Annotated in this window: 24 protein-coding genes; 7 read left to right on the forward strand and 17 right to left on the reverse strand. The window is 68.9% G+C overall.

Annotation, left to right across the window (positions count from 1 at the left end):
• Window positions 1-3: 3 nt before the first annotated feature.
• The 12 genes from proB to mihF all read right to left on the reverse strand — a co-directional run bounded on the left by proB (window position 4) and on the right by mihF (window position 13,661).
• Window positions 4-1,104: a glutamate 5-kinase gene (proB, locus tag I1A62_RS13150; protein WP_206010703.1), complete on the reverse strand. Its 1,101-nt coding sequence runs from the start codon at window positions 1,102-1,104 to the stop codon at window positions 4-6.
• Window positions 1,101-2,561 carry a GTPase ObgE gene (gene obgE, locus I1A62_RS13155; RefSeq protein WP_124391207.1) on the reverse strand — a complete coding sequence of 487 codons (1,461 nt, stop codon included), beginning with the start codon at window positions 2,559-2,561 and terminating at the stop codon, window positions 1,101-1,103. Before obgE ends, proB begins: the two co-directional genes overlap by 4 nt.
• 157 nt (window positions 2,562-2,718) lie before the next feature.
• Window positions 2,719-2,982, reverse strand: coding sequence for a 50S ribosomal protein L27 (gene rpmA, locus I1A62_RS13160; protein ID WP_012688267.1), 264 nt, complete (start codon window positions 2,980-2,982; stop codon window positions 2,719-2,721).
• 42 nt (window positions 2,983-3,024) lie between these two features.
• Window positions 3,025-3,336 (reverse strand): 50S ribosomal protein L21, encoded by a 312-nt coding sequence (gene rplU, locus I1A62_RS13165; protein ID WP_005248081.1) that lies wholly within the window; start codon window positions 3,334-3,336, stop codon window positions 3,025-3,027.
• Between the two features lie 206 nt (window positions 3,337-3,542).
• Window positions 3,543-6,884 carry a translation initiation factor IF-2 N-terminal domain-containing protein gene (locus I1A62_RS13170; RefSeq protein WP_219458857.1) on the reverse strand — a complete coding sequence of 1,114 codons (3,342 nt, stop codon included), beginning with the start codon at window positions 6,882-6,884 and terminating at the stop codon, window positions 3,543-3,545.
• A gap of 458 nt (window positions 6,885-7,342) precedes the next feature.
• Window positions 7,343-7,762: a nucleoside-diphosphate kinase gene (ndk, locus tag I1A62_RS13175; RefSeq protein WP_087559506.1), complete on the reverse strand. Its 420-nt coding sequence runs from the start codon at window positions 7,760-7,762 to the stop codon at window positions 7,343-7,345.
• Between the two features lie 18 nt (window positions 7,763-7,780).
• Window positions 7,781-8,191 (reverse strand): DUF4233 domain-containing protein, encoded by a 411-nt coding sequence (locus tag I1A62_RS13180; protein WP_124391204.1) that lies wholly within the window; start codon window positions 8,189-8,191, stop codon window positions 7,781-7,783.
• A complete protein-coding gene (locus I1A62_RS13185; RefSeq protein ID WP_218270085.1) occupies window positions 8,188-9,615 on the reverse strand; it encodes a folylpolyglutamate synthase/dihydrofolate synthase family protein in 1,428 nt (475 codons plus the stop codon). The genes I1A62_RS13180 and I1A62_RS13185 overlap by 4 nt, the downstream gene beginning before the upstream one ends.
• Window positions 9,612-12,287 (reverse strand): valine--tRNA ligase, encoded by a 2,676-nt coding sequence (locus I1A62_RS13190; protein ID WP_219458858.1) that lies wholly within the window; start codon window positions 12,285-12,287, stop codon window positions 9,612-9,614. The genes I1A62_RS13185 and I1A62_RS13190 overlap by 4 nt, the downstream gene beginning before the upstream one ends.
• A 56-nt stretch (window positions 12,288-12,343) precedes the next feature.
• Entirely contained in the window at window positions 12,344-12,496 is a 153-nt protein-coding gene (locus I1A62_RS46335) for a hypothetical protein (RefSeq protein ID WP_009474026.1), read from the reverse strand.
• 230 nt (window positions 12,497-12,726) lie between these two features.
• On the reverse strand, window positions 12,727-13,194 hold the full coding sequence (locus tag I1A62_RS13200; protein WP_219458859.1) for an SRPBCC family protein: 468 nt from the start codon (window positions 13,192-13,194) through the stop codon (window positions 12,727-12,729).
• Window positions 13,195-13,349: 155 nt separating this feature from the next.
• Entirely contained in the window at window positions 13,350-13,661 is a 312-nt protein-coding gene (mihF, locus tag I1A62_RS13205) for an integration host factor, actinobacterial type (protein WP_005248100.1), read from the reverse strand.
• A 417-nt stretch (window positions 13,662-14,078) separates the two neighbouring features.
• Between mihF and I1A62_RS13210 the strand changes: the two genes are divergently transcribed.
• Both I1A62_RS13210 and I1A62_RS13215 read left to right on the forward strand, forming a co-directional pair.
• The gene (locus I1A62_RS13210; RefSeq protein ID WP_124391199.1) at window positions 14,079-14,630 is read left to right on the forward strand and encodes an HNH endonuclease; all 552 of its coding nucleotides are present in this window, start codon (window positions 14,079-14,081) and stop codon (window positions 14,628-14,630) included.
• Between the two features lie 64 nt (window positions 14,631-14,694).
• The gene (locus I1A62_RS13215; RefSeq protein ID WP_124391198.1) at window positions 14,695-14,955 is read left to right on the forward strand and encodes a WhiB family transcriptional regulator; all 261 of its coding nucleotides are present in this window, start codon (window positions 14,695-14,697) and stop codon (window positions 14,953-14,955) included.
• A gap of 30 nt (window positions 14,956-14,985) precedes the next feature.
• Here I1A62_RS13215 and I1A62_RS13220 read toward each other — a convergent pair whose 3' ends face one another.
• The 5 genes from I1A62_RS13220 to I1A62_RS13240 form a co-directional block, all read right to left on the reverse strand.
• Entirely contained in the window at window positions 14,986-17,034 is a 2,049-nt protein-coding gene (locus tag I1A62_RS13220) for a prolyl oligopeptidase family serine peptidase (protein ID WP_219458860.1), read from the reverse strand.
• A gap of 48 nt (window positions 17,035-17,082) precedes the next feature.
• Window positions 17,083-18,096 (reverse strand): iron-siderophore ABC transporter substrate-binding protein, encoded by a 1,014-nt coding sequence (locus I1A62_RS13225; RefSeq protein WP_219458861.1) that lies wholly within the window; start codon window positions 18,094-18,096, stop codon window positions 17,083-17,085.
• Between the two features lie 62 nt (window positions 18,097-18,158).
• Complete coding sequence (locus I1A62_RS13230) at window positions 18,159-18,782, reverse strand: GNAT family N-acetyltransferase (RefSeq protein ID WP_124391293.1); 624 nt, start codon at window positions 18,780-18,782, stop codon at window positions 18,159-18,161.
• Between the two features lie 90 nt (window positions 18,783-18,872).
• Window positions 18,873-19,514, reverse strand: a complete 642-nt coding sequence (locus I1A62_RS13235) for a 3-oxoacid CoA-transferase subunit B (protein ID WP_124391195.1) — start codon at window positions 19,512-19,514, stop codon at window positions 18,873-18,875.
• Window positions 19,511-20,260 carry a CoA transferase subunit A gene (locus I1A62_RS13240; RefSeq protein ID WP_087559495.1) on the reverse strand — a complete coding sequence of 250 codons (750 nt, stop codon included), beginning with the start codon at window positions 20,258-20,260 and terminating at the stop codon, window positions 19,511-19,513. The genes I1A62_RS13235 and I1A62_RS13240 overlap by 4 nt, the downstream gene beginning before the upstream one ends.
• Before the next feature lie 152 nt (window positions 20,261-20,412).
• On the opposite strand from I1A62_RS13240, the gene pcaH reads away from it, so the two are divergent.
• Genes pcaH through I1A62_RS13265 form a run of 5 tightly spaced genes read left to right on the forward strand, consistent with a single transcriptional unit; the run spans window position 20,413 to window position 25,133 of the window.
• The gene (gene pcaH / locus I1A62_RS13245) at window positions 20,413-21,126 is read left to right on the forward strand and encodes a protocatechuate 3,4-dioxygenase subunit beta (protein WP_124391194.1); all 714 of its coding nucleotides are present in this window, start codon (window positions 20,413-20,415) and stop codon (window positions 21,124-21,126) included.
• Window positions 21,126-21,767: a protocatechuate 3,4-dioxygenase subunit alpha gene (pcaG, locus tag I1A62_RS13250; protein ID WP_124391193.1), complete on the forward strand. Its 642-nt coding sequence runs from the start codon at window positions 21,126-21,128 to the stop codon at window positions 21,765-21,767. Before pcaH ends, pcaG begins: the two co-directional genes overlap by 1 nt.
• Window positions 21,768-21,796: 29 nt before the next feature.
• Window positions 21,797-23,149 (forward strand): 3-carboxy-cis,cis-muconate cycloisomerase, encoded by a 1,353-nt coding sequence (pcaB, locus tag I1A62_RS13255; RefSeq protein WP_219458862.1) that lies wholly within the window; start codon window positions 21,797-21,799, stop codon window positions 23,147-23,149.
• Window positions 23,146-24,339 carry a 3-oxoadipate enol-lactonase gene (gene pcaD, locus I1A62_RS13260; protein ID WP_219458863.1) on the forward strand — a complete coding sequence of 398 codons (1,194 nt, stop codon included), beginning with the start codon at window positions 23,146-23,148 and terminating at the stop codon, window positions 24,337-24,339. The genes pcaB and pcaD overlap by 4 nt, the downstream gene beginning before the upstream one ends.
• Window positions 24,336-25,133, forward strand: coding sequence for an IclR family transcriptional regulator (locus I1A62_RS13265; RefSeq protein ID WP_124391190.1), 798 nt, complete (start codon window positions 24,336-24,338; stop codon window positions 25,131-25,133). Before pcaD ends, I1A62_RS13265 begins: the two co-directional genes overlap by 4 nt.
• Window positions 25,134-25,138: the final 5 nt, after the last annotated feature.

The raw sequence follows: 25,138 nt of genomic DNA on the forward strand, positions 1-25,138 counted from the left end.
CTTCTAGAGCGGTACCAGGTCGTCGGCGTGGACGACGGGCCGCTGCATCTCGGCAGGCAGTTCCTGGGTCGATTTGCCGAGGATGTCGTTTATCTCGGCCGAGTCGTAGGCCACCACTCCCCTGGCCACGGGACGTTCCTCCGGGCCGAGGAGTGACACGACGTCGCCGCCGTAGAACCGTCCCGACACCGCCGTGATGCCCGCGGGCAGCAGCGACCGCCGCCGGGTGACGACGGCCCGGACCGCGCCCTCGTCGATGTGCAGGATCCCCTGCTCGTCGGCGGCGTGCCGCACCCAGAACTTCCGCGCCGACAACCGGGACGGCCGGGCCGCGAACGCGGTCCCCACACTGGCGTCCCGCAGTGCCGCTCCGGCGTCCGAGGCGGCGGCGAGCAGCACCGGAACACCGGCATCGGCCGCGAGGCGGGCTGCGGACAGCTTGGACGCCATCCCGCCGGTGCCGAGGGCGCCGCCCGAGCCCGCGACCACCCCGTCCAGATCCTCGGGGCTGTTCACCTCGGGGATCAGCGTCGCATTCCCCTTGCGGGGGTCGCCGTCGTACAGCCCGTCGACATCCGACAACAGGACGAGCGCATCGGCGCCGACCAGGTGCGCGACGAGTGCCGCGAGCCGGTCGTTGTCACCGAATCGCAGCTCAGCCGTAGCGACGGTGTCGTTCTCGTTGACGATCGCGACCGCGTGCAGGGCCCGCAGACGGTCGAGGGTGCGCTGCGCGTTGCGGTGCTGCGCGCGGCGGGCGATGTCGTCCGCGGTGAGCAGCACCTGCCCCACCGTGCGCCCGTACCGGGCGAACGAGGTGCCCCAGGCGTGGGCCAACGCGAGTTGGCCGACGCTCGCGGCGGCCTGCTTCGTCGCCAGGTCCCGCGGCCGCTTGGTCAGCCCCAACGGGGCCAGACCCGCGCCCACCGCGCCGGACGACACGACCACCACGTCGGAACCGGCACGCATCCGTGCCTCGATCGCGTCGGCCAGCGCGTCGAGCCGACCGACGTCGAGCCCGCCGACCAGACTGGTCAGCGCCGACGATCCGATCTTCACGACGATGCTGCCCGCCGACGCGACCGTGCGCCGGGTGGCGCTCACTGGTCTTCGGGGTCGAGGCCTTCGAGACCGCGACGGACCCTGGATGCATGCTTGCGTTCGGTCGCGCCGATGCGCTCCACCTGATCCAGACGCGGGTCGGTGCCGCGGCCGGTGCGGGTGAGATCGACACCGGCGGGGGTCTGCGGTTCCCAGTCGAAGCTCACGTTGCCGATCGTGACGGACGCGCCGGGCTCCGCACCCTGCTTGACGAGCTCGGTTTCCACACCGAGCCGCGCGAGACGGTCCGCGAGGTAGCCCACGGCCTCGTCGTTGTCGAACTGCGTCTGCCGCACCCAGCGCTCCGGCCGCGTGCCGCGGACGATGAACCCACCGGGAATCTCGGGATCGGCGATGACGCTGAAGCTGTTCTCGTTGGCGATCACCGGGCGGATCACCTGACGCTTCGGCTCGGCCTTCGGGTGCGCCTCACGGTAGTCCGCAACCAGCTTCGCCAGCGCGAACGTCAACGGGCGCAACCCCTCTCGGCTGACGGCCGAGATCGTGAAGATAGGCCATCCGCGGGCCTCGAGGTCGGGGGTCACCATTTCGGCGAGCTCGGCCGCCTCCGGAACGTCCGCCTTGTTCAGGATCACGATGCGGGGGCGGTCCGCGAGGTCACCGAGGCCGGTGTCGCCGGACAGCGCGCCCTTGTACGCGGCGAGTTCCGCCTCGAGTGCATCGATGTCGGAGATCGGGTCGCGGCCCGGGTCCAGCGTCGCGCAGTCGACGACGTGGGCCAGCACGGCGCACCGCTCGAGGTGACGCAGGAAGTCCAGTCCCAGTCCGCGGCCGTCGCTCGCGCCGGGGATCAGCCCGGGCACGTCGGCCACGGTGAACGTGGTGTCGCCGCTCGAGACGACGCCGAGGTTCGGCACGAGGGTGGTGAACGGGTAGTCGGCGATCTTCGGCTTCGCCGCCGACAGCACGGACACGAGTGAGGACTTGCCCGCCGACGGGAATCCGACCAGCCCGACATCGGCCACGGACTTCAGTTCGAGGACCAGTTCCCGCTCGACACCCTCCTCACCGAGGAGAGCGAAGCCCGGCGCCTTGCGCGCCTTCGACGAAAGGGCTGCGTTACCGAGCCCGCCGCGGCCGCCCTGGGCGGCCTCGAAGCGGGTGCCGACACCGATGAGGTCGGCGAGGATCCGGCCGTCCTTGTCGAGGACGACGGTGCCGTCGGGGACCTTCAAAATCAGGTCGTCGCCCTGGGCGCCGTCGCGGTTGCTCCCCATCCCCTGCTTGCCGTTGGTGGCCTTCGCGTGGGGGTGGAAATGAAAGTCGAGGAGGGTGTGGACGTTGCCGTCCACCTCGAGCACGACGTCACCGCCACGCCCACCGTTGCCGCCGTCCGGGCCGCCGAGCGGCTTGAACTTCTCCCGGTGTACGGAGGCGCAGCCATTGCCGCCTTTTCCGGCGCTGACGTGCAGCACGACGCGGTCAATGAATCGGGACATGACTGCCGGATCCTTCCTCAGTCAATTGTGTTGATCTCACTCTGAAGCAAACAACTCTGAAACAAACAATAGGGGCGGACCGGGTATCTCGACCCAGGTCCGCCCCTATTGGGAGCTTGAAACGTCCCTCACGGGACGATGCATACTCGCGGCAGGACTAGACCTCTGCCGCCGCCGGAACGATGTTCACGGTCTTGCGTCCACGCTTGGTGCCGAACTCGACGGCACCGGCGGAGAGAGCGAAGAGCGTGTCGTCGCCGCCACGACCGACGTTGACGCCGGGGTGGAAGTGGGTTCCGCGCTGACGCACCAGGATCTCGCCGGCGCTGACGGACTGGCCGCCGAAACGCTTCACGCCGAGTCGCTGAGCATTTGAATCGCGACCGTTACGGGAGCTGGATGCACCCTTCTTATGTGCCATTTTCTTGACCCTCCTCGGGTGAAATCAGCTCTGAAGCTCTAGTTACTTGATGCCGGTGACCTTGAGGACCGTCAGCTTCTGCCTGTGGCCCTGACGCTTGTGGTAGCCGGTCTTGTTCTTGAACTTGTGGATCCGGATCTTCGGGCCCTTGGTGTGCTCGACGACCTCACCCGTGACCGAGATCTTGGCCAGCTTGTCGGCGTCGGTCGTCAGGTCGGATCCGTCGACGACGAGAACGGGAGCAAGCGAGACAGCAGTGCCGGGCTCACCCTCGATCTTCTCGACCTTGACGAGGTCACCAACAGCGACCTTGTACTGCTTTCCGCCGGTCTTGACGATCGCGTACGTTGCCATCGGAGGGCTACCCCTTGCTTCTTCGAACTTGCTCGCGCCACAGTGTGCGCGACTGGTCTGGTGTGACGGCTAGCTCGGTCGAGATCGCGCAGCCTTCACAGGTGAGGGCACAGCTGACCTTCATCGCCGAGTAGCGACTGGTCAAGGTTACAGGAAGGCAACCGTTCCGTACAAACCGGCGTCGATTGCCTTCCCGCGTTCCCTGATCAGTGGTCGGCGTCGACCGGCGGGCCTGCCGGACGTGCCGCGGCCCGGCGACGACGCGGCTTGCGCGGCGCTGCCTGCGGATCCGCGCCGTCCGGCGAGGACGCCGCCGGTCCGCTCACGGTCGAAGCCGACATGGCCGGCTCCGGTTCCGGTGCGTGCTCCGCGCCGGACTCCGGCGTCGGAATCACGAACACGGTCCCGGCGCTGGGGGTTTCGGACACCGGCGCTGCCGCTGCCCTCGACACCCGGCGACTCCTGCGCCGCGTCGGGGCAACCGGCTCCGGTGCGGGTTCGGGTTCCGGGGTGGGCTCGGGTGCGCCTTCCACGACGGGCTCCGGGGTCTCGGCGACCGGAGCCGCTTCGGCCGGTGCCGCTTCGACAGCAGGCGCCTCGACCGCAGCTTCCACGGCTTCCTCGACGACAGCCTCTTCGACGACGGCTACCTCGGCCTCGGGCGCCACGACGGCTTCCGCAGCCACCGCTGCGGGCGCCTCGGCCACGGCCTCCTCGATCCCGGGCAGGTCTGCCTTGTCCGAGGCCGGAGTCCCCGCCTTGTGCGCAGCCTCCTCCTCGTGATGGTGGTGTGCCATCGCGAGAGCGACCGGGTGAGCCCGCTTCACGGTGGCGTCCACCGTCGGGGTCTCCTCGTGCGCGGGAGCCTGCGGGGTGTCCCCGCCGGACGACTTGTCGCGTCCCCGCTTCTTGCGGGAGCCGCCGGAGTCGCCGCCGCGGGAAGACCCGCGTGCACCGGTGTCCTCGGACGTCTTCACCTCGATCGGCTCGGCGTGGACGATGATGCCGCGGCCGTGGCAGTGCTCACACGTCGTGGAGAACGCCTCGACGAGGCCGGTGCCCAGCTTCTTCCGGGTCATCTGCACGAGCCCGAGCGACGTGACCTCGGACACCTGGTGGCGGGTGCGATCGCGGCCAAGGGCCTCGGTCAGGCGTCGCAGCACCAGGTCGCGGTTCGACTCGAGCACCATGTCGATGAAGTCGACGACGATCATGCCGCCGATGTCCCGCAGACGCATCTGCCGGACGATCTCCTCGGCAGCCTCGAGGTTGTTCCGGGTGACGGTCTCCTCGAGGTTTCCGCCGGCACCGGTGAACTTGCCGGTGTTGACATCGACCACGGTCATGGCCTCGGTCCGGTCGATCACGAGCGTGCCTCCGGACGGCAACCAGACCTTGCGGTCGAGCGCCTTCGCCAGTTGCTCGTCGATGCGGTGCGCCTCGAAGACGTCGACACCGTTGTCCGACGTGTGCTGCGCGAGCCGCGGCATGAGGTCGGGCGCGACGGACTTGATGTACGACTCGACCGTCGACCAGGCCTTCTCGCCCTCGATCACGAGCTTGGAGAAGTCCTCGTTGAACAGGTCGCGGATGACCTTCACGAGAAGGTCGGGCTCCTCGTAGAGGGCCTGCGGGTTGCCGGACTTGCCGGATTCCGCCTTCGCGGCCTGAGCCTCGATCCCGGCCCACTGCTCCTGCAGGCGCGTCACGTCGCGGGCGAGTTCCTCTTCGCTCACACCCTCCGACGCGGTCCGGATGATGACTCCGGCGTCCGAGGGCACGATGTCGCGCAGGATGTCCTTGAGGCGCTTGCGTTCCGTGTCGGGCAGCTTGCGGCTGATCCCGGTGGACGTGCCGCCGGGCACGTAGACGAGGAACCGGCCCGCGAGGCTGATCTGCGTGGTCAACCGCGCACCCTTGTGCCCGACCGGGTCCTTGCTGACCTGGACCAGCACCTGGTCGCCGGGCTTGAGCGCCTGCTCGATCTTGCGGGAGTTGCCACCGAGGCCGGCGGCCTCCCAGTTGACCTCACCCGCGTACAGCACGCCGTTGCGGCCGCGGCCGATGTCGATGAACGCCGCTTCCATGCTGGGCAGCACGTTCTGGACGCGTCCGAGGTACACGTTGCCGACCATCGAGGCCGACGCCGACGTGGTCACGAAGTGTTCGACGAGGACACCGTCCTCGAGCACGGCGACCTGCGTCGTCGCGTGCGGTTGCCCGGTGGCGAGACGGTCGCGCACGACCATGACGCGGTCGACGGCCTCGCGGCGTGCCAGGAACTCCGATTCCGTGAGGATCGGCGGACGGCGACGACCGGCATCGCGGCCGTCGCGGCGACGCTGACGCTTCGCCTCGAGCCGCGTCGAACCGGTGATGCCCTGGACCTCGTCCTTCGAGCGGCTCTTGTTGCGGGGCTCACGCTCGTGGACGACGGTGTTCGGCGGATCGTCCTCGGACGTGGCGTCTCCCGACCCTTCGCCACCGGACTTGCGACGGCGCCGACGGCGGCGGCGACGGCTCGAACCGTCGGAGTCACCCTCACCGGTCTCTTCGTCCCCGGACTCCGCTTCCGCCTGCTCGGCGTCCGCGGGCTTCTCCTCGGACTCCTTCTTCGGCTTCTCCTCGGGCTCCCGGCTCGGGGTCTCCGCGCCCTTCTCGATGCCCGTGTCCTCGCGGCCCTCGCGCGCGGACTCCTCGGCCTCGGCACCCTCGGTGTCGGTATCGATGTCGTGCTCGTTCGGCTGTTCGCCCCGTCCGCGACCACGGCCACGACGGCCGCGACGGCGTCGGCGCGGCTGATCGCCGTCGACGTCGGACTCGTCCGATTCGGTGTCGGCGGTGCCGGTGTCCGTGGCCTTCGCGGGCTCGGCGACGTCGTCGCGCGACTCCGCGACGGGCGGCTGCTCGGTTGTGGGTGCCGGCGTTCCGGCGTCCCGGCGACTGCGCCGGCGACGCGGCGGCGTCTCGACCGCCGCCAGGTCGGGCTGCAGGAACAGCGGGACCTGGGAAACGGCTGGCGTCTCGGCGGGCTCCTCGGCAGCGGGCGCCTCTGCCTGGTAAGCGGCGGTGGTGAACAGGTCGTGCCCGAGGTCGGGCTCGGAAACCACGGCCTCCTCGGCGACGGCTTCCGGGCTTTCCTGGACCGGGGCTTCCTCGGCAGGGGCCTCCGGTACCGCAGTCTGCTCGACGGGAGCTTCCTCAGCGGGAGCCTCCGGTACCGCAGTCTGCTCGACGGGAGCTTCCTCAGCGGGAGCCTCCTCGGCGGGAGCTTCCGGTGCGACCTCGGCGGGCGCCTCGGCAGGAGCAGTCTCCGCAGCGGTGAATCCGGCGTATACCCGCTCGGCGATGTCGCGTTGCAGGCTCGACTGCGCACTGCGCAGTTCCAATCCGAGGGCCGCGGCCTCGGCGAGAACCTGCTTGCTCGTGACGCCCAGCAACTTCGCGAGGGCGTGAACGCGAATCTTCTCCGGAAGAGCGGGAACCGCGCTCCCGGCGGTGGCCGTATCGTTCGGCTCTGAATTTGTGGGCGGCGCTTGATCGGCCACGTAGTCTCCTCAGCCCCCGGGCGCGTCCACTCCCCTGTCTGGGAGTGTCACGCGGCCACGCGAGGGCGCAGTATGTGTACTCGCGCCCCAGATGTGAGCGCGAGATTGTCTGGTCTCGCTCCACACAGCGCGTGCAGTGTCCGTTTTCACTGCACACCCATGTAGTGCCTTGCGGATGGCCGTGGTCCGCGGTGCGAGCGCCTGATCATCCAGCGTGCCGATACGCCCAGGTATTTCCTGTTGACGCAGGGGCAGCGATGAAGGGCATCGAGCCGTGGTGTCATCCGGTCGAAGCCACGTGGTGCACAAATTGCGGTCCGACCACCCTCAGTATCCCACACGTGGGCCGCGGTCCGTGCCAGCGGCGCACGTATCGTTCTGGAACAAGTTCCGTTCACGATGGCGCCGCCGGCCCGGAGGGCAGGTCGGTGGATCGAGGGGTGGGTGGAGAGGGTGGGTCAGTTGGCGGCGAGCTGGGGGAACCAGAGGGCGATCTCACGCTCGGCGGACTCGACCGAGTCGGAGCCGTGGACGAGGTTCTCCTGGGCTTCGAGCCCGAAATCACCGCGAATCGTGCCCGGAACGGCCTTCTCGACCGGGTCGGTGCCGCCGGCGAGCTGACGGAACGCCGCAATTGCCCGGGGGCCTTCGAGGACGGCCGCGACGAGCGGGCCACCCGTGATGAATTCCAGCAGGCCGGGGTAGAACGGGCGGCCTTCGTGCTCGGCATAGTGGGCCGCGGCGATGTCGCCGGGAGCGGTGCGCAGCTCGAGCGCGGAGATCGTCAGACCCTTCCGCTCGATACGACCGAGGATTTCTCCTACATATCCGCGGGCAACGGCATCGGGCTTGATCAGGACAAGGGTGCGCTCAGTCACGGCGCACAGCCTAAATGGTCAGCCGCGCTGCCCCGGCAGCAGGCCCCGCTCCATTCGCTGACGCACATTGCGGCGGAAGTAGAGGAGGTAGCCCCACAGGATCGCGAAGACCACTCCGACCGAACCGATCGACACGTGGACGAAGAATCCGAGCAGGAGCCCCACCTGCAACAACAGGTTGTACTTCATCGCCCAGGGGCGGCCCTGCAGTCCGGCCCCGAGGATCATGAGCACCGCGAGCCCCACCAGGTACGTTCCGGACCACCAGGTGAGTCCGCCGCCGACCGTCGCGACGACAGGCAGGGCGAGGAGCACGACGATCGCCTCCAGGATCAGAGACCCCGCGACCACGCCGCGGAAGCCCTTCCACGGGTCCTTGGTCGGCGGGCCGAACTCCGGTTCCGAGGTACTGGGGTCCTGCTCGCTCACGCTGGGTCCTTTCCGAAGAGGGTGCGGGCCGCACCGGCGGTCACCACGGATCCGGTGACCACGACGCCCGCTCCCGATACTGCCTCACCGGGCTCGGCGACCTCCTCGGCCAGTCCGATGGCCGTTTCCAGCGCGTCCGCGAGGGTCGGCGCCACCACGACGCGTTCGTCGCCGAACTTGGCGACCGCGAGGTTGGCGAGATTCTCGACGTCCATCGCCCGCGCCGAACCGTTGTGGGTCACCACGAGCTCGTCGAACACCGGTTCCAGCGCCGACAGAATGCCGTCGACGTCCTTGTCCCCCATGACGCTGACGACGCCGACGAGCTTGCGGAAGTCGAATTCGGCGGTCAGGGCGGCGGCGAGCGCACGGGCCCCGTCCGGATTGTGCGCGGCGTCCAGGAAGACGGTCGGGGCGCTGCGCACCCGTTCGAGCCGGCCGGGATTGACGACCGAGGCGAACCCCTCCCGGATCGCGTCCTGGTCGAGCTGCCGTTCCGGGCCGGCACCGAAGAACGCCTCGACGGCCGCGAGTGCGAGCGACGCGTTGCGCGCCTGGTGCTCCCCGTGCAGGGGTAGGAAGATGTCGGTGTAGACACCGCCGAGGCCCTGCAGTTCCAGCTGCTGGCCTCCGACGGCGATCTGCCGGGCGAGCACCGTGAATTCGGAGCCCTCTCGCGCGACCGCGGCATCCACCTCGACGGCACGGCGGAGCAGCACGTCCATCACTTCCGGTGTCTGCTGGGCGAGGATGGCGACCGTGTCACTGGGCACGAGAGCGTCCTCGCGGCCCTTCTTGATGATGCCGGCCTTCTCCTCGGCGATCCCGGCGAGGTCGTCGCCGAGATACTCCGCGTGGTCGAGGCTGATCGGGGTGATCACCGCGATCTGCCCGTCGATGACATTGGTTGCGTCCCAACGCCCGCCGAGGCCCACCTCGACGACGGCGACGTCGACGGGCGCCTCCGCGAACGCGGCGTACGCCATCGCGGTGAGCACCTCGAACTTGCTCATCGCCGGGCCGCCGGCCGCCTGCGACTGCTGGTCGATCATCTGCACGTACGGTTCGATCTCCCGGTACGTGTCGACGTAGCGGCGCGGCGACACCGGGCGTCCGTCGATGCTGATCCGCTCGGTGGCGAGCTGCAGGTGCGGGCTGGTGGTGCGGCCCGTGCGCCGGTGCAGCGCGGTGAGCAGTGCGTCGATCATCCGCGTCACCGACGTCTTGCCGTTGGTACCGGTGACGTGGATCGCCGGGTACCCGTGCTGCGGGGACCCGAGGATGTCCATCAGCGCCGCGATCCGGCTCAGCGACGGCTCGATCTTCGTCTCGGGCCACCGCTTGTCGAGTTCCGCCTCGACCAGCGTCAACTCCGCGAGGTCGACCGGACTGACTTCCTCCGGCGTGAAGTCGGGCGAGGTCACGCGCCTTCCAGCTCCTTCAATCGCTTGGTGATGCGTTCGATTTCTTCTGTCGCGATCTGCTGACGCGTCCGGATCTTGTCCTTGACCGCGTCGGGGGCCTTGGCGAGGAACGCCTCGTTGGAGAGTTTCGCGGTGGTCCCGGCGAGTTCCTTCTGCGCGGCCGCGAGGTCCTTCTCCAGCCGCGCCTTCTCGGCGCCGAGGTCGACGTTGCCGGACGTGTCGAGGTCCACGGTGACGGTCGCCTTGCTCAGGCGCACCTCCACCGAGGCCGACGCGGCGAACCCGTCCTCCGGGTCCGTCAGCCGGGCCAGCGACGTGACCGCGGCGAGCTGCGTGCCCAGATCGGCCTCGGCGATCCCGCTGATCCGCGCGGGCACCCGCTGCGACGGTTTGAGACCCTGATCGCTGCGGAACCGGCGCACCTCGGTCACCAGCCGCTGCATGTCCTCGACACGCTGCGCCGCAACCACATCCGCCGCGGCCTCCCCTGCCTGCGGCCACTGCGCCACGACGATCGACTCGTTCTCGGTGAGCGCCTTCCACAGGGTCTCCGTGACGAACGGGATGACCGGGTGGAGCAGGCGCAGCAGCGCGTCGAGGACGTTGCCGAGCACGGCCCTCGTGTTCGCCGCGACCGTGTCGTTCTCGGCGAACTGCACCTTGGCCAGCTCGAGGTACCAGTCGCAGACCTCGTCCCACGCGAAGTGGAACAGCGCCTCGCAGGCCTTGCTGAACTCGTACCGGTCGAAGGCTGCGTCGACGTCGCCGCGCACCCGGTCGAGGCGGTCGAGGATCCACCGGTCCGCGTCGGTCAGCTCGCCGCGTGCGGGCAGCGGCGCGGGCGCCGCCCCGTTCATGAGGGCGAACTTGGTCGCGTTGAACAGCTTGGTCGCGAAGTTCCGGGACGATTGCGCGTGGTCCTCGCCGACGGACAGGTCGCTGCCGGGGTTGGCGCCGCGGGCGAGCGTGAAGCGGAGCGCGTCGGCGCCGAAGCAGTCGACCCAGTCGAGGGGGTCGATGCCGTTGCCCCGCGACTTCGACATCTTCTTGCCGAACTGGTCGCGAACGAGGCCGTGCAGGAACACGTCCTCGAACGGCATCTGTGGTCCGGACTTGCCGCCCGAGATCGCGTCGTCCTCCGACACGTACGTCCCGAACATCATCATCCGCGCCACCCAGAAGAACAGGATGTCGTAGCCTGTGACGAGAACGCTTGTGGGATAGAACTTCTGCAGCTCCGGCGTCTTTTCGGGCCAGCCCATGGTCGAGAACGGCCACAGCCCGGAGGAGAACCAGGTGTCGAGGACGTCGGGGTCCTGCACCCAGCCCTCGGGCGCGGTCTCGTCCGGTCCGAAGCACGCGACCTCGCCGTCGGGGCCGTACCAGATCGGGATCCGGTGACCCCACCACAGCTGACGCGAGATGCACCAGTCGTGCATGTCGTCGACCCAGGCGAACCATCGCGGTTCCTGGCTCGCCGGGTGAATGACGGTGTCACCGTTGCGGACCGCGTCACCCGCCGCCTTCGCGAGGGATTCGACCTTCACCCACCACTGCAGCGACAGGCGCGGCTCGATGGACTCGCCGGTGCGTTCGGAATGTCCGACGCTGTGCAAGTAGGGCCGCTTCTCGGCGACCACGCGGCCCTGCTCGGCGAGCGCCTCGCGCACCTTGACCCGCGCCTCGAAGCGGTCGAGACCGTCGAACTGTGTTCCCGTGTCGGCGATCTTGCCGGTCTTGTCCATGATGGTGGGCATCGGCAGGTTGTGCCGCAGGCCCATCTCGAAGTCGTTGGGGTCGTGCGCCGGAGTGATCTTGACGGCGCCGGTGCCGAATTCGGGGTCGACGTACTCGTCCGCGATGATCGGGATGTCGCGGCCGGTGAAGGGGTGCTCGAGCGTCGTCCCGATCAGGTGCTTGTAACGCTCGTCGTCGGGGTGGACGGCGACGGCGGTGTCGCCGAGCATCGTCTCGACACGGGTGGTGGCGACCACGACGTGCGGTTCGTCGTCGTTCAGGGAGCCGTACCGCAGGGAGACCAGCTCACCCTCGACGTCCTCGAACTTCACCTCGATGTCGGAGATCGCGGTCTGCAGCACGGGCGACCAGTTGACGAGCCGCTCGGCCCGGTAGATCAGACCGTCGTCGTACATGCGCTTGAAGATGGTCTGGACGGCGCGGGAGAGCCCGTCGTCCATGGTGAAGCGGTCGCGGCTCCAGTCGACGCTGTCGCCGATGCGGCGCATCTGGCCGCCGATGGTGCCACCGGACTCCCGCTTCCAGTCCCACACCTTGTCGATGAACAGTTCGCGGCCGAAGTCTTCCTTCGTCTTGCCGTCGACGGCGAGCTGCTTCTCGACCACGGTCTGCGTCGCGATGCCCGCATGGTCCATGCCGGGCAGCCACAGCACCTCGAAGCCCTGCATCCGCTTGCGGCGGCTCAGTGCGTCCATCAACGTGTGGTCGAGAGCGTGACCCATGTGCAGGCTGCCGGTCACGTTGGGCGGCGGCAGAACGATGGAGTATCCCGGCTTCTCGCTGTGGGGGTCCGCGCGGAAGTAACCGGCGTCTACCCAGCCCTGATACAGATCGTCCTCGACGGAACTGGGGTCCCAGCTCTTCGGGAGGGCATCGGCACGGTTCTGGGGATTTTCTGGAGCTGCACTGGTCACCCGTCGAGTCTAATGAACGCACCGACGACCCACGACGGGGCTACCGTGCGGCCCCGCTACTGGTCGCTGAACAGCGCGCGGTGCACCTCAGTGGCGGTGCGGTGCTCCGGGTCGACGGGACGCAGCGCCTCGCCGGCGTCTTCTCCGCCTGCCTGGGATCCTGCGGTGCTGTGCAGCTCGGAGAAGAGCTGCACGTGGTGGTCGTTCAAGGGATTCCTCCGGTTCGTCTGCCGCATCCGATGCGGCAACCACTCGAGAATGTCGAGTATGCATCGAAACCCCCGCCGATCGGCGGAGACACGGCGACGGCGCGCCGGTGGTAACGAAATGCGCTGACCCGACGACTATCCGGGCGTGCCTGCCGGAACCGGCGGGACACCGACCTCGCTGACCGCAACCCCCGACTGCGGTCAGCGAGGTCGACACATCAGCCGCCGCGTTATTCGCCCCGGCCGCTTTCGGCGTCCCGCTTGGCGAACGCGAGTTGAATCTCCCAGCCTTCGACATTGCCCTCGATAGCGGACGCACGACGCTCGGCGCTCGGGTACAGGGCAGCGAATCCGGACTCGACGACGCGCAGGAGGGTGCCACCGTCCCGCTCGAACAGGAAGAATTCGACCAGGGTGGACGTGCCCTCCACGAGGGGCCGCGCGGGATCGTCTCCGCAGCGGAACGAGACGTAGTGGGGTGCGTCGGACTTCACGGGAAGAATCGGGAAGCGTCCGTACGGGGGGAAATTCATGACGAAGACGTCGCCTTCGCGTGTGGTGGTGGTCTTGCCGGGATCTCCGTCGCCGATGAACCAGCCGGGTTCACTCACCAGCTGGAACACCCGCTCTATGGGGGCGTCGATCTGGATCTCGCGCTCGATCCTGTCCTGGGACGTATCCGCAACGCTCATGATCATCCTCACCTCTCGACAATGCGCTACGCCACGGTTGCACATCGACGGTTCCTTGCGCAACCCTCAGGTTGCACTCGATCGAAACAATAATGAGGGGAAACGCATCCGGGTGCCCACCCCGACGCTGGACGGCGTGGGGCGGGCACCCGGGAAACGTGTCAGCTGAAGTGCGCCAGCAGGGCGTCGCGCTGACGGTCGCCGAGGCCACGGAGGCGGCGGGTGGGCGCGATCTCCAGGTTGGCCATGATCTCCTGGGCCTTGACCTTGCCGATCTTCGGCAGGGCCTCCAGGATGGCGCTGACCTTGGTCTTTCCGATGATGTCGTCGACATCAGCCTTGGAAAGGACCTGCTTGAGGGTGATGTCACCGGACTTGAGCTTGTCCTTGAGCTCTGCGCGTGCCTTACGAGCGGCGGCGGCCTTCTCGAGAGCTGCTGCCCGCTGTTCGTCAGTGAGCTGGGGAAGTGCCACGATGTCTCCTTCATTCGGGGTACGTATCGAACACCGTAGCGATCGAACGGCCACTTCACCGCATCCATCGGACGTGTCGCGCACCCTTGTCCGATTCGAAGGCCCCCTGTTCGCGGGTCCCACGGCGCGAAAAATGCCAGGACGCGGGCGCAGCGGTGTGCCATGCTCGACGTGTTCCGATCGGTTCACGTCGACTCGAGGAAGGAAGTAGCGATGCGCGCACTGCCTGCTGACCACGCGGTCGCGTTGCGCCCGTCACGCCCGGGCAACGCCCCTTCCTTCCCGGCCTGCCGGCAAGGCGAACACGGGATCATGCCCGCCGCGAAGACCCAGCGCTCCGCCTGACACGCAGGAATCGACGACCGTCGCCCGGCGTGCCTCCACCGCCACGAACCGACGACAGAACCGAGAACACCCGTGAGGTACGTATCCCGTAACCCGCCCTCGACCACCCTCGACGCCCGCAACTGGTCACGCGCGGCCGTGCTGGTCCTCAACGTCACATATGAGGCGCTCTGTGAGATTCCCGCGGAACGCGCAGTAGTGCTGATCGGTGTCGGCGCGGCCGAGACGGTCGCCGATCGGGAGCCGCCGTTCCCGATCCGGTCGCAGCACGTCGAGATCAGCCTGCCGCAGACCATCCGTCTGCTGCGGTACGTGTACGTCCAGCACTCCGTGCTGGTGACCGAGAGCAGTCGCGCGACGTTCGCGGGCGTGTTCCGTCGCGACCGCAATCGTTGCGGCTACTGCGCCGAACCGTTCGCGACGACGATCGATCACGTGCTGCCGAGGAGCCGCGGCGGCCCGAACACGTGGGCCAACCTCGTGGCGTGCTGCGCCCCCTGTAACCAGAGGAAGGCCGATCGCACACCGGAGGAGGCGGGAATGCCGCTCCTGTGGGAGCCGAAGGCGCCGCGGCACATCGAGAAGGCGCAACGGCAGATCTGGCGGGATCTCGCGGCGGTGTAGCCGCGAGATCCCCGGGCATTCCGCCTCCACCGACCGACTTCTCCCGGAAAGGGGAGATCTCCCGATGACCGACGTCCTGGACACGACCCTGTCCACACTGCTGCCCGTCTCCGACGATCCCGCCGGGTGGGTCGACGCGGCGTGCCGCGAAGACCCCGAGCCGGACCGGTGGTTCCCCTTCCCGACCGAGGATTTCGCGTACGCGCGCGACGTGTGCCTGCACTGCGCGCTGCGGATCCGCTGTGAACTCTTCGCCAGGGCGACCGCTCAGTCTGGGGTGTGGGGCGGCAAGGAATTCGACCGGGGCCGCGAGAGGCGGGCGTGACACCACCTCGGCGCGGCCCCTGCGAATCGGTTACGTGCCCAGGATCTCGGGCAGCGCGACGTCCTCGCCCCGCACGTGCTCCGAGAGGAACGACAGCACCACCTGGTACCAGACCTTCGCGTTCTGCGGGGTGAGGATCCAGTGGTTCTCGTCCGGGAAGTAGAGGAAGCGGTGGTCGGTGACCCCGTCGTCGTCCGCGGGCAGCCCCGACTCGGACAGCAGCTCGAACCACAGCCGCAGCCCGTCGCCGATCGGGACGCGAAAGTCCTTGTCGCCGTGGATGACCAGCATCGGCGTCACGATGTCCGCGACGTACAGGTGCGGTGAGTTCTCCACCGCCATCTCGGGGGTCATCTCCCGCTGCCAGTACCAGGCGGCGTCGGTGGTGGGGCCGAACTGGTCCAGCGCCCACAGGCTCGCGTGGGTGACGATCGCCTTGAACCGGTCGGTGTGGCCGGCGATCCAGTTTGCCATGTATCCGCCGAACGATCCGCCCATCGCCGCGGTGCGCTTCTCGTCGATCTCGGGCAGCGCCACCGCGGCGTCGGTGATCGACATGAGGTCGGTGAACGGCGCCTTGCCCCATTTGCCCCAGCCGCGTTCGACGAACTCCTGTCCGTAGCCGGTGGACAGAGCCGGATCCGGCAGCAGCACGGCGTATCCCCGCGCCACCAGCAGCCACGGGTTCCACCGCCACGACCAGGTGTTCCACGAACCCAGGGGGCCGCCGTGCACCCACAGCGCGAGCGGCACCGGCGCGTGGGCGGAGGCACCGGTCGGCACCGCGAGCCACGCACGCACCACTGCGCCGTCCGCGGCGACCGTCTCGACCTCCGTCAGCGTGCCCGGGAGTTCGGGGAGGTCCGCGGGCGCCTTCAGCAGCGACACGGCGCCGGTGGTGATGTCGATGCGCACCGGGTGCGGCGGCGCCGCGTACGACGCCCGCAGCGCGAACACCGTGGATCCGTCCGGAGCGATCTGCAGGTCGGTGTATGCGGAGTCGTCGGTCGTGACCGGCGTGGGGTCCGCGCCGTCGCGGAGGAGGAAGATCGGTGCGCGCCCGCGGTCGTCGGCGGTCACGAGGAGACCCGAGCCATCGGACAACCAGACCACGGACGTGGCCCACCGGTCCCACCCGGGCGCCACGTCGGTGACGGTGCCGGTGTCGAAGCTGTACCGGTGCAGCGTGAATCGCGGCGCGGAGTCGGGTGTCGCATGCGATTCCCGCGTGAACACGACGTGCCGTCCGTCCGGGGAGATCACCGGGTCAGACAGGTCGGCGTCGCCGTCGTCGACGAGGACGGTGCGCGCCCCCGTCTCGGTGTCGACGCGCACCAGGATGTTCCGGATCGATGCCAGCGGACCGGGAACCGTCCACGACGTCACGACGAACGCGCCGTCGTCGCTCAGCGCGTAGTTCGCCTCCCGCAGCGCCGGACCCGGCATCGGTGTGAGATCGGTGAGCTGCGGCTCGTGACCGTTCTCCGCGAGCGCGTCCAGCGGGGCGGACAGCAGGTGCGGCACGTCGGGACCGAGATCGTGGTCCCAGTAGCGGATCGGGTAGCCCGTGTGCAGGATCGCCGAGACCTTCTTCTCCTTGCGCTCGGCACGCACCCGCTCGTCGTCGGCGGCGTCGCCGGATCCACCGAGAACGCCGGTGGTGACGACGAACCGCGGGGCGCACCGTGCGGCACGCACCCCGGTGATGCCGCCGCCGCGTCGCGCGACGATCACCGCTTCGCCGCCCCGCGCGGGCAGTCGCCACAGGTCGTCGGGGAGGTCGTCCTCGTCCTGCGTCGGCCGGGAGGACGTGAAGAGCAGGTCGCCGTCGCTGGTGAACGTCGCGTTGGACTCCCCGGTGCGTCCCCGGGTGAGCCGACGCGCCGCGAACTCGCCGGTGGGATCGATCTCCCACAGGGCGGTGACGTACTTCGTCGACTTCTCGTCGAGCGTCGACTGCGCGACGACGAGCCTTCGCCCGTCCGCCGACAGCGCGAGGCCGCCGACGCGACCGAGCGCGAGATAGTCGTCGAGGTCGTCGAACGGAGTTCCGGCGTGGAGTTCAGGAATGGCGGTCACGAGTCGTTGGTATCACGAACCGGGCTCACGCCGTCGGACATCCGCGTCTCAGGCGAGCAGGGGCGCGACCCGCGGCGGGATCTCGTTCAACGCGTACGGCAGGCTCAGTACGGTGCTCCACGCCATCGCCTCGGCGGCGGCGTCCTCGAGCGTGATCGTGCGGCCGGCCTTCACCACGTCGAGTTCCTGATAGATCGGCGTCTTGTCGAGTTCCGCGCGCAGCTTGTCGCCGTAGCCGCCGCCCGCATACCAGACGAGGAGGTCGACGTTCGCGAGCGACAGTTGCTCCGTGCTGATCTCTGCAAAGTTGCCGGTGATCTGTTCCGTCACAGGGGGGTTCACGAAACCGAGTTCGGTGAAGAAGCGGACCTTCGGGTCCTCCGGGCCGTACACACCGAACTGCCCCGGCCCCTTGAGCGCACCGACGAGGACCGTCTTGCCCGCGAACGCGGGGTTGGCGGCCCGGACGTCGGCGAACTGCGTCTCGACACCGGACACCAGTTCGGCGGCCTTGTCCTTCTTGCCGAGCGCGTCGCCGAGAATCCGCGTCTGGTCCTGCCACGGGACGCCGTAGTCGGCGAACTCCTTGGGTTGCGCGACCGTCGGCGCGATGGCGCTGAGCTTGTCGTACTGGGCCTGGGTGAGGCCGGAGTAGGTGCCGACCACGAGGTCGGGGGCGGCGGCCGCGACCTTCTCGAAGTCGATGTTGGTGGAGGCCGTGCCGACGATCTCCGGCTTCGCGTCGCCGAGGAGGTCCTGCGCCCACGGCCACACGCCGTAGGGGTAGTCGCCGTACCAGTCGAACGTGCCGGCCAGGGGGCCGCCGAGCGCGAGGATCGTGTCCTGATCGTTGTAGCCGACGCTGACGATGCGCTGCGGGTCCGTGGGCACCTGGGTCTCGCCGTACTTGTGGGCGACGACGGGGCCGTCGGGCGCGTTGCCGTTGCCACTGTCGCCGCTGTCCGAGCTGCTGCAGGCCGCGGCGAACGCGAGCAGCGCTCCCCCGGTACCCAGGAGGAATCCGCGTCGGCTGACGCCGATCCTCTGTTGTCCCACGTTCATGCGGCGACCCTCTCGTCTACCAGGTTGTCCGATCCACTTAGGTAAGGCTTGCCGAGCTTAGCCTAAGGGTTCGCGCGGACGGGCTCCCGCCACATCGCCCACAGCGTCGGCCCGCCGTCCGGGATCCGGATCTCACCGGTGACGTCGAAGCCGAACCGCTGGTAGTACGAAATGTTGTCCTTCTTGCTCGACTCCAGGTACGCCGGGATCCCGTCGGCGTCACACCGGTCGAGCCGCGACCGCAGCAGCGCTGTTCCGTAGCCGCCGCCCCGCCCGGCGCTCGACGTTCCGATCGTCGCCAGATACCAGTGCACGGGATCGACCGGGTGCGCGTCCTCGACGGTTCCGCTGACCGCGGCACCGACGCCCAATCGCGGACCGAACGCGCGGATCAGGCCTGGCAGGCTGACGAGCGAAGACCACGTCGACTGCTTCCAGCCGCCCGGCGGATCCCACATGGCGGCACCACGGATCACGCCGTCGTCGCCCTCGGCGACCTCGGCACCGCCGCCGGCGAGATGGTGGTGGCGGATCTCCACCCCGAACAGTCTCGGCAGGCCGCGCCGCCTGCGCTCGGGATCCGGCCACATCCACACCATGACGGGGTCGTCGAAGAACGCGTCCGCGAGGACCCGCGTCAGTTGGGGGATGTCGGATTTGATCGCGGCCCGCACGCTCACACCCATGCCCAGAGGGTACGGGCCAATGACGGCTGCGCGCCGGAACGACCGGCCGCCGCCCGTGGTTCGTGTCGGGGGGGGGACGGGTGGCCTGTTCTAGACGGTGGCGTCGACGAGAAGTTTCGCGCCGGTCGCCGCCTGGACGTCCTCGACGCTGTGACCGGGTGCGGTCTCGACGAGCCGCAGTCCGTCGGGGGTGACGTCGATGACGGCGAGGTCGGTGACGATCTTCTGGACGCAGCGCTTGCCGGTGTACGGCAGCGTGCACTCCTCGAGGATCTTGTGCTCACCCTTCTTGGTGACGTGATCCATCATCACGATGACCTTGCCTGCGCCGTGGACGAGGTCCATCGCGCCGCCCATTCCCTTGACCATGGCGCCGGGGACCATCCAGTTGGACAGGTCGCCGTGGCTACTGACCTGCATCGCGCCGAGAACGGCCACGTCGACGTTGCCGCCGCGGATCATCGAGAAGGAGTCGGACGAGGAGAAGAATGCGCCGCCGGCCTCCACGGTGATGGTTTCCTTGCCCGCGTTGATCAGTTCGGGGTCGACCTCGTCCTCGGTGGGGTACGGCCCGACGCCGAGGATGCCGTTCTCCGAATGGAGGATGACGTCCTTGCCCGCCGGGATGTGGCCGGGGATCAGGGTCGGCATGCCGATGCCGAGGTTGACGTACTGTCCGTCCTCGAGTTCGGCCGCGACCCGGGCCGCCATCTCGTCACGCGTCCAGCTCATGCCCGCACCGTCCTGTTCTCGATTCCCGTTTCCTGCTTGCCGACCTCGACCACGCGCTGGACGAAGATGCCCGGGGTGTGCACCTCGGCGGGGTCGATCTCGCCGGGCTCCACGAGGTGTTCGACCTGCGCGATGGTGATACGACCGGCGCCCGCGGCGTCGGGGTTGAAGTTGCGGGCGGTCTCGCGGTACACGAGGTTGCCGAGCCGGTCGCCCTTCCACGCGTGGACCAGCGCGAAGTCGGTGCGGATGGCGCGTTCGAGAACGAAGGCCTCCCCGTCGAACTCGCGGGTCTCCTTGGGCTTGCTGGCGACCGCGATGCCGCCCTTGCCGTCGTAGCGGATCGGCAGACCGCCGTCGGCGACCTGTGTTCCGACACCGGCAGGGGTATAGAAGGCGGGGATGCCCGCTCCCCCGGCGCGCATGCGCTCGGCCAGCGTGCCCTGCGGGGTGAGCTCGACCTCGAGCTCGCCGCTGAGATACTGCCGCGCGAATTCCTTGTTGGCGCCGACGTACGAGCTGATGGTGCGCCGGATCCGGTGCTGCTCGAGGAGCAGCCCCAGACCGAATCCGTCGGTGCCGCAGTTGTTGCTGACCGTCTCGAGGTCGGTCGCACCCTGTGCGAGGAGGGCGTCGATGAGGACCGAGGGGATACCGACGAGGCCGAAGCCACCCACTGCGAGGGACGCTCCGTCGGGGACGTCGGCAACGGCCTCGGCCGCCGTTGCGAAGACTTTGTTGACCATGTGACCCAGGCTACCGCAAAATGTTCGAGTAGTGAACACCCATCCACATTGCGAACAAATTGCGCCCCGCCTGTTGGCCCCATCACAGAACGCGACTACTATGTGCGAATAGCGGCCGACTGTTCACATCGAGAACGTGAGGATCTTCTTCCATGCTGCATCTGCCAGCCCACTACCAAGCCGGGCACGAAGCCAATGCCCCGCTGCTGTTCCCCGAGTACAAGACGACTCGGCTGCGCAGCCCCAAGAACGACCTGATCCTGGTCCCGCAGCGACTCGGCGAGATCACCGGTCCGGTCTTCGGTGACGCCGACGTCACCAAGGGTGAGAACGACATGACCCGCGCCAACGGCGGCGAGGCCCAGGGTCAGCGCATCATCGTCCACGGCCGGGTCCTCGACAGCGCCGGAAAGCCCATCCCCGACACCCTCATCGAGGTGTGGCAGGCCAACGCCGGCGGCCGCTACCGTCACAAGAACGATTCCTGGCCCGCGCCGCTCGATCCCCACTTCAACGGTGTCGCGCGCTGCCTGACCGACAAGCAGGGCCACTACGAGTTCACGACGATCAAGCCGGGCGCGTACCCGTGGGGCAACCACCACAACGCGTGGCGGCCCGCGCACATCCACTTCTCGCTCTTCGGTCAGGCGTTCACCCAGCGCCTGGTCACGCAGATGTACTTCCCGGACGATCCGTTCTTCTTCCAGGACCCGATCTACAACTCGGTGCCCGAAGCGGCGCGCGAGCGGATGATCAGCACGTTCGACTACGACCAGACCCGGGAGAACTGGGCCGTCGGATTCAAGTTCGACATCGTCCTGCGCGGCCAGGACGCGACCCCGTTCGAAGATGCGGAAGGCCACTGATGATCGACACCCAGAACCCGGACGCCCCGCGGTACCCGGTTTTCGCCCGGAGCCAGGACGAGGTGCCGTTCGGTGTCACCCCGTCCCAGACCGTCGGACCGTACGTCCACATCGGCCTGTTCCCCACGTGGGAGAACAGCGGCGACGCCGTCCCCGAGGATGCTCCCGGACGAATCACCGTGTCCTTCAACGTCATCGACGGCGCCGATCAGCCCATCGGCGACGCGATGATCGAAACCTGGCAAGCCGACGCCGCGGGACGGTTCGACAGTCCTGCCGACCCGCGCGGTGCCGCCGAGGCGACCCCCGCCGGATTCCGCAGCCTGGCACGCGTGTTCGCCGACGAGAGCGGCACGATCGTGGTGCACACCGTCAAACCGGGCACCCTCCCCGCCGAGGACGGCGCAGTCGAGGCCCCGCACATCAACGTCGGACTGTTCGCCCGCGGCATGCTCGAGCGCCTGTACACGCGCCTCTACTTCCCCGAGGACACGGACGCCCACGCGTCGGACCCCGTGCTCGCCGCAGTCCCGGAAGCCGACCGCCCCAAGCTGATCGCGGAGAAGACCGATCGCGGATACCACCTGACGATCCACGTGCAGAACACGGACGGACGGGAAACCCCGTTCTTCGCCCTGTAATCGGCCGCAAACCCAGAAAGGTGTCGCGTGTGAACTCTCCGGAGACCTCCCGGGGTGCCCTGTTCGATCCGACGTTCGGTGCCGGCGAGTTGTCGGCGCTGCTCTCCGACCGGGCGTGGGTCACCGCGATGGTCGAGGTCGAGGGGGCACTGGCCCGGGCGGAGGCGAAGTGCGGCGTCATCCCCGCCGCGTCCGCCGACGCGATCTCCTCCGTGTTCGCGCGCATCGTCGCCGACGGCTCCGTGAACGTCGGGGCCCTCGGCGACGCGTCGGCCGCGGGTGGCAATCCGGTGATCCCGCTGGTGAAACTGCTCCGCAGCGAGGTCGCGGCCACCGAGGCCGGGGTGCCCGGAGGCCACGTGCACAAGGGCGCCACGAGTCAGGACATTCTCGATACGGCCCTGATGCTGCTGTGCCGCCGGTCGGGCGCGCACGTCCTGGCGTCCCTCGACGAGGCGGTGCTGTGCGCCGAGGCCCTCGCGCGGGCCCAGCGCGGCACCCCGATCGCCGGCCGCACCCTCGGCCAGCAGGCCTTGCCCACCACGTTCGGCGTCCTCGCCGCCGGGTGGATGACCGCACTGCACAGGGCTTCTCGCGCACTGTTCGACGCACTCGACGGCCTTCCCGTGCAATTGGGCGGCGCGGCCGGCACGTCCGCCGCGCTCTACCCGCACGGCCTCGACGTCGCCGACGTGCTCGCCGACGAACTCGGACTCGCACGCCAGGACGTGCCCTGGCACACCGACCGCACCCGCATCGCGCTGCTCGCGTCGGCGCTCGGAACGGCCGCGGGCGCGGTGTCGAAGATCGCCACCGACCTCGTGTTCCTGTCGTCCACCGAGGTCGCCGAGGTCAGCGAAGGGTCGCCCGGCGGTTCTTCGGCCATGCCGCACAAACGCAATCCGGTGGCCGCGATCGCCGCCCGCGCCGCGGCCCGCCGCACCCCGGGACTTGTCGCGACGATCCTCGGCTCGATGGATCACGAGCAGCAGCGCGCCGCCGGCGCCTGGCATGCCGAGTGGGAAACGCTCACGGACCTGCTGCGCCTCACCGGTGGCGCCGTCGCGCGGATCGCCGACTCGCTCGGCGGACTGAACGTCCACCCCGACGCGATGGCCCGCAACCTCGACATCACCGGCGGCCTGCTCCTCGCGGAACGGGTCACCGGAGCCCTGTCCGCCCACACCGACAACGCGCGGGACCTCGTCACCGCCGCCTGCCGGAGCGGGCACCGTCTCGACGAGGATCCGGGGCTCCTCGAATACCTGCCTGCGGACGAGATCCGCGCCCTGCTCGACCCTGCCGGGTACCTCGGCCACGCCCACGACATCGTCGACCGCGCACTGGAGACAGTGGCCCGCGGCCGGGAAGGAACGCGATGACAGTCGCACTCGCACACGAAATCTCCGGACCCCGCAGCGGCGCGGCCGACGCCCCCGTCGTCGTCCTGCTCGGATCGCTCGGCTCCAACCGGTCCATGTGGGACCCGCAGATCGCGGCGCTGTCCGACGAATGCCGGGTCGTCGCCGTCGATCAGCGGGGCCACGGCGAGTCGCCCGCACCGGACGGGCCGTACTCCGTCCGCGAACTGTCCGAGGACGTTCTCGCCCTGCTCGACTCCCTCGGAGTCGACGCCGCCCACTTCGTCGGACTGTCCATGGGCGGCGCGATCGCCCAGTGGCTCGGCGCGAACACCCCGCGGCGGGTGCTGTCGCTGTCGCTGCTGTGCACCGCCGCGAAGTTCGGCGAACCGCAGGGATGGATCGAACGGGCCGCCGCGTCGCGCGCCGACGGCCCCGAGTCGCTCGCCGATGCCGTCGTCGCACGCTGGTTCAGTGAGGGCCTGGCCAAGCGGGACCCCGAATTCGTCCGGCACTACCGCGACATGATCGCGTCGACGTCGCCCGAGGGATACGCCGCGTGCTGCGACGCCCTCGCCGACTGGGACTTCACCGCCGACCTCGCCCGGATCAGCGCACCGACACTGGTGATCGCGGGCGAGGAGGATCCGTCCACCCCGCCGTCGGTCATGCAGGTCCTCGCGGACGGCATCACCGGCGCCCGGTTCGAGGTGCTCTCCCCCGCCGCCCACGTCGCGAACCTCGAGCAGGCGGGCGCCGTCACGGCGCTGCTGCGCGAACACATCGCCGGCGGCGGGTACGCGCGCGGACGACGCGCCGCGCATGCCCAGGGCATGACCGTGCGCCGCTCGGTGCTCGGCGACGCCCACATGGACCGCTCCGTCGCGGGGACCACCGAATTCACGGCACCGTTCCAGGACTTCATCACCCGCACCGCGTGGGGCGACATCTGGTCGCGTCCCGGGCTGGACCACGAACTGCGCCGGCTGCTCACGATCGCCGTCCTCACCGCGGTCGGCAACGAGCACGAACTCGACATGCACATCCGGGCCGCCCTCCGCGCGGGCGTCGACGCCGACACCATCGGCGAAGTGCTCCTCCATACCGCCGTCTACGCGGGAGTGCCCAACAGCAATCTCGGGTTCGCCCTCGGCAAGCAGGCCCTCGCCGACCTGGCCGCCGAGTCGACAGTGGAGGATTCGCAGACATGACAGCCACCGAACCGACGGAGAAGATCCTCCCGTCCCCCGACTACGTGCAGTCGCTGGCCCGGGGCCTGGCCGTGATCCGCTGCTTCGATCACCAGAATCAGCGGCGCACGCTCAGCGACGTCGCCCGCGCCACCGACCTGACCCGCGCCACCGCGCGCCGGTTCCTGCTCACCCTCGTCGAACTCGGCTACGTGGCCACGGACGGTTCCGCGTTCTGGCTCACGCCGCGGGTCCTCGAACTCGGGTACAGCTACCTGTCGAGTCTGTCGCTTCCGGAGGTCGCTCAGCCGCACCTCGAGAAGTTGAGCCACAAGGTCCACGAGTCGTCGTCGGTGTCAATCCTCGACGGCGCCGACATCGTGTACGTCGCCCGCGTGCCCGTCAGCCGGATCATGACGGTGGGCATCACCATCGGCACCCGGCTCCCGGCGTACGCGACGTCGATGGGCCGCGTCCTGCTGGCGGGACTGCCCGACGACGAACTCGACACGTACCTCGAGAAACTCGACATCCAGCGCCTCACCGAGCGCACGATCACGGCCCGCGACGACCTGAAGGCCGCGATTCTCGCGGTCCGGGCGGACGGCATCTGCGTTCTCGACCAGGAACTCGAGGCGGGCCTGCGGTCGATGGCCGCACCGATCCGGGGCGCCTCCGGGCTCACCGTCGCCGCGGTGAACATCTCCACTCCGGCCGCGCGGTACAGCCTCGAGGATCTGCATTCCGATCTCATCCCGTCGCTGCGGGTCACCGCAACCGACATCGAACAGGACCTCGCCACCGTCAACCGTTGACGGGG

Source organism: Rhodococcus sp. USK10 (assembly GCF_019378875.1).
GTDB classification, from domain to species: Bacteria; Actinomycetota; Actinomycetes; order Mycobacteriales; family Mycobacteriaceae; genus Rhodococcus_F; species Rhodococcus_F pseudokoreensis.

Bases quoted from the DNA above. Each gene is read 5' to 3' on its own strand.
- obgE (WP_124391207.1), bottom strand. From the start codon at position 2,561: ATGTCCCGATTCATTGACCGCGTCGTGCTGCACGTCAGCGCCGGAAAA.
- rpmA (WP_012688267.1), bottom strand. From the start codon at position 2,982: ATGGCACATAAGAAGGGTGCATCCAGCTCCCGTAACGGTCGCGATTCA.
- rplU (WP_005248081.1), bottom strand. From the start codon at position 3,336: ATGGCAACGTACGCGATCGTCAAGACCGGCGGAAAGCAGTACAAGGTC.
- I1A62_RS13200 (WP_219458859.1), bottom strand. From the start codon at position 13,194: ATGATCATGAGCGTTGCGGATACGTCCCAGGACAGGATCGAGCGCGAG.
- I1A62_RS13215 (WP_124391198.1), top strand. From the start codon at position 14,695: ATGACCGACGTCCTGGACACGACCCTGTCCACACTGCTGCCCGTCTCC.
- I1A62_RS13225 (WP_219458861.1), bottom strand. From the start codon at position 18,096: ATGAACGTGGGACAACAGAGGATCGGCGTCAGCCGACGCGGATTCCTC.
- I1A62_RS13230 (WP_124391293.1), bottom strand. From the start codon at position 18,782: ATGGGTGTGAGCGTGCGGGCCGCGATCAAATCCGACATCCCCCAACTG.
- I1A62_RS13235 (WP_124391195.1), bottom strand. From the start codon at position 19,514: ATGAGCTGGACGCGTGACGAGATGGCGGCCCGGGTCGCGGCCGAACTC.
- I1A62_RS13240 (WP_087559495.1), bottom strand. From the start codon at position 20,260: ATGGTCAACAAAGTCTTCGCAACGGCGGCCGAGGCCGTTGCCGACGTC.
- pcaH (WP_124391194.1), top strand. From the start codon at position 20,413: ATGCTGCATCTGCCAGCCCACTACCAAGCCGGGCACGAAGCCAATGCC.
- pcaG (WP_124391193.1), top strand. From the start codon at position 21,126: ATGATCGACACCCAGAACCCGGACGCCCCGCGGTACCCGGTTTTCGCC.
- pcaD (WP_219458863.1), top strand. From the start codon at position 23,146: ATGACAGTCGCACTCGCACACGAAATCTCCGGACCCCGCAGCGGCGCG.
- I1A62_RS13265 (WP_124391190.1), top strand. From the start codon at position 24,336: ATGACAGCCACCGAACCGACGGAGAAGATCCTCCCGTCCCCCGACTAC.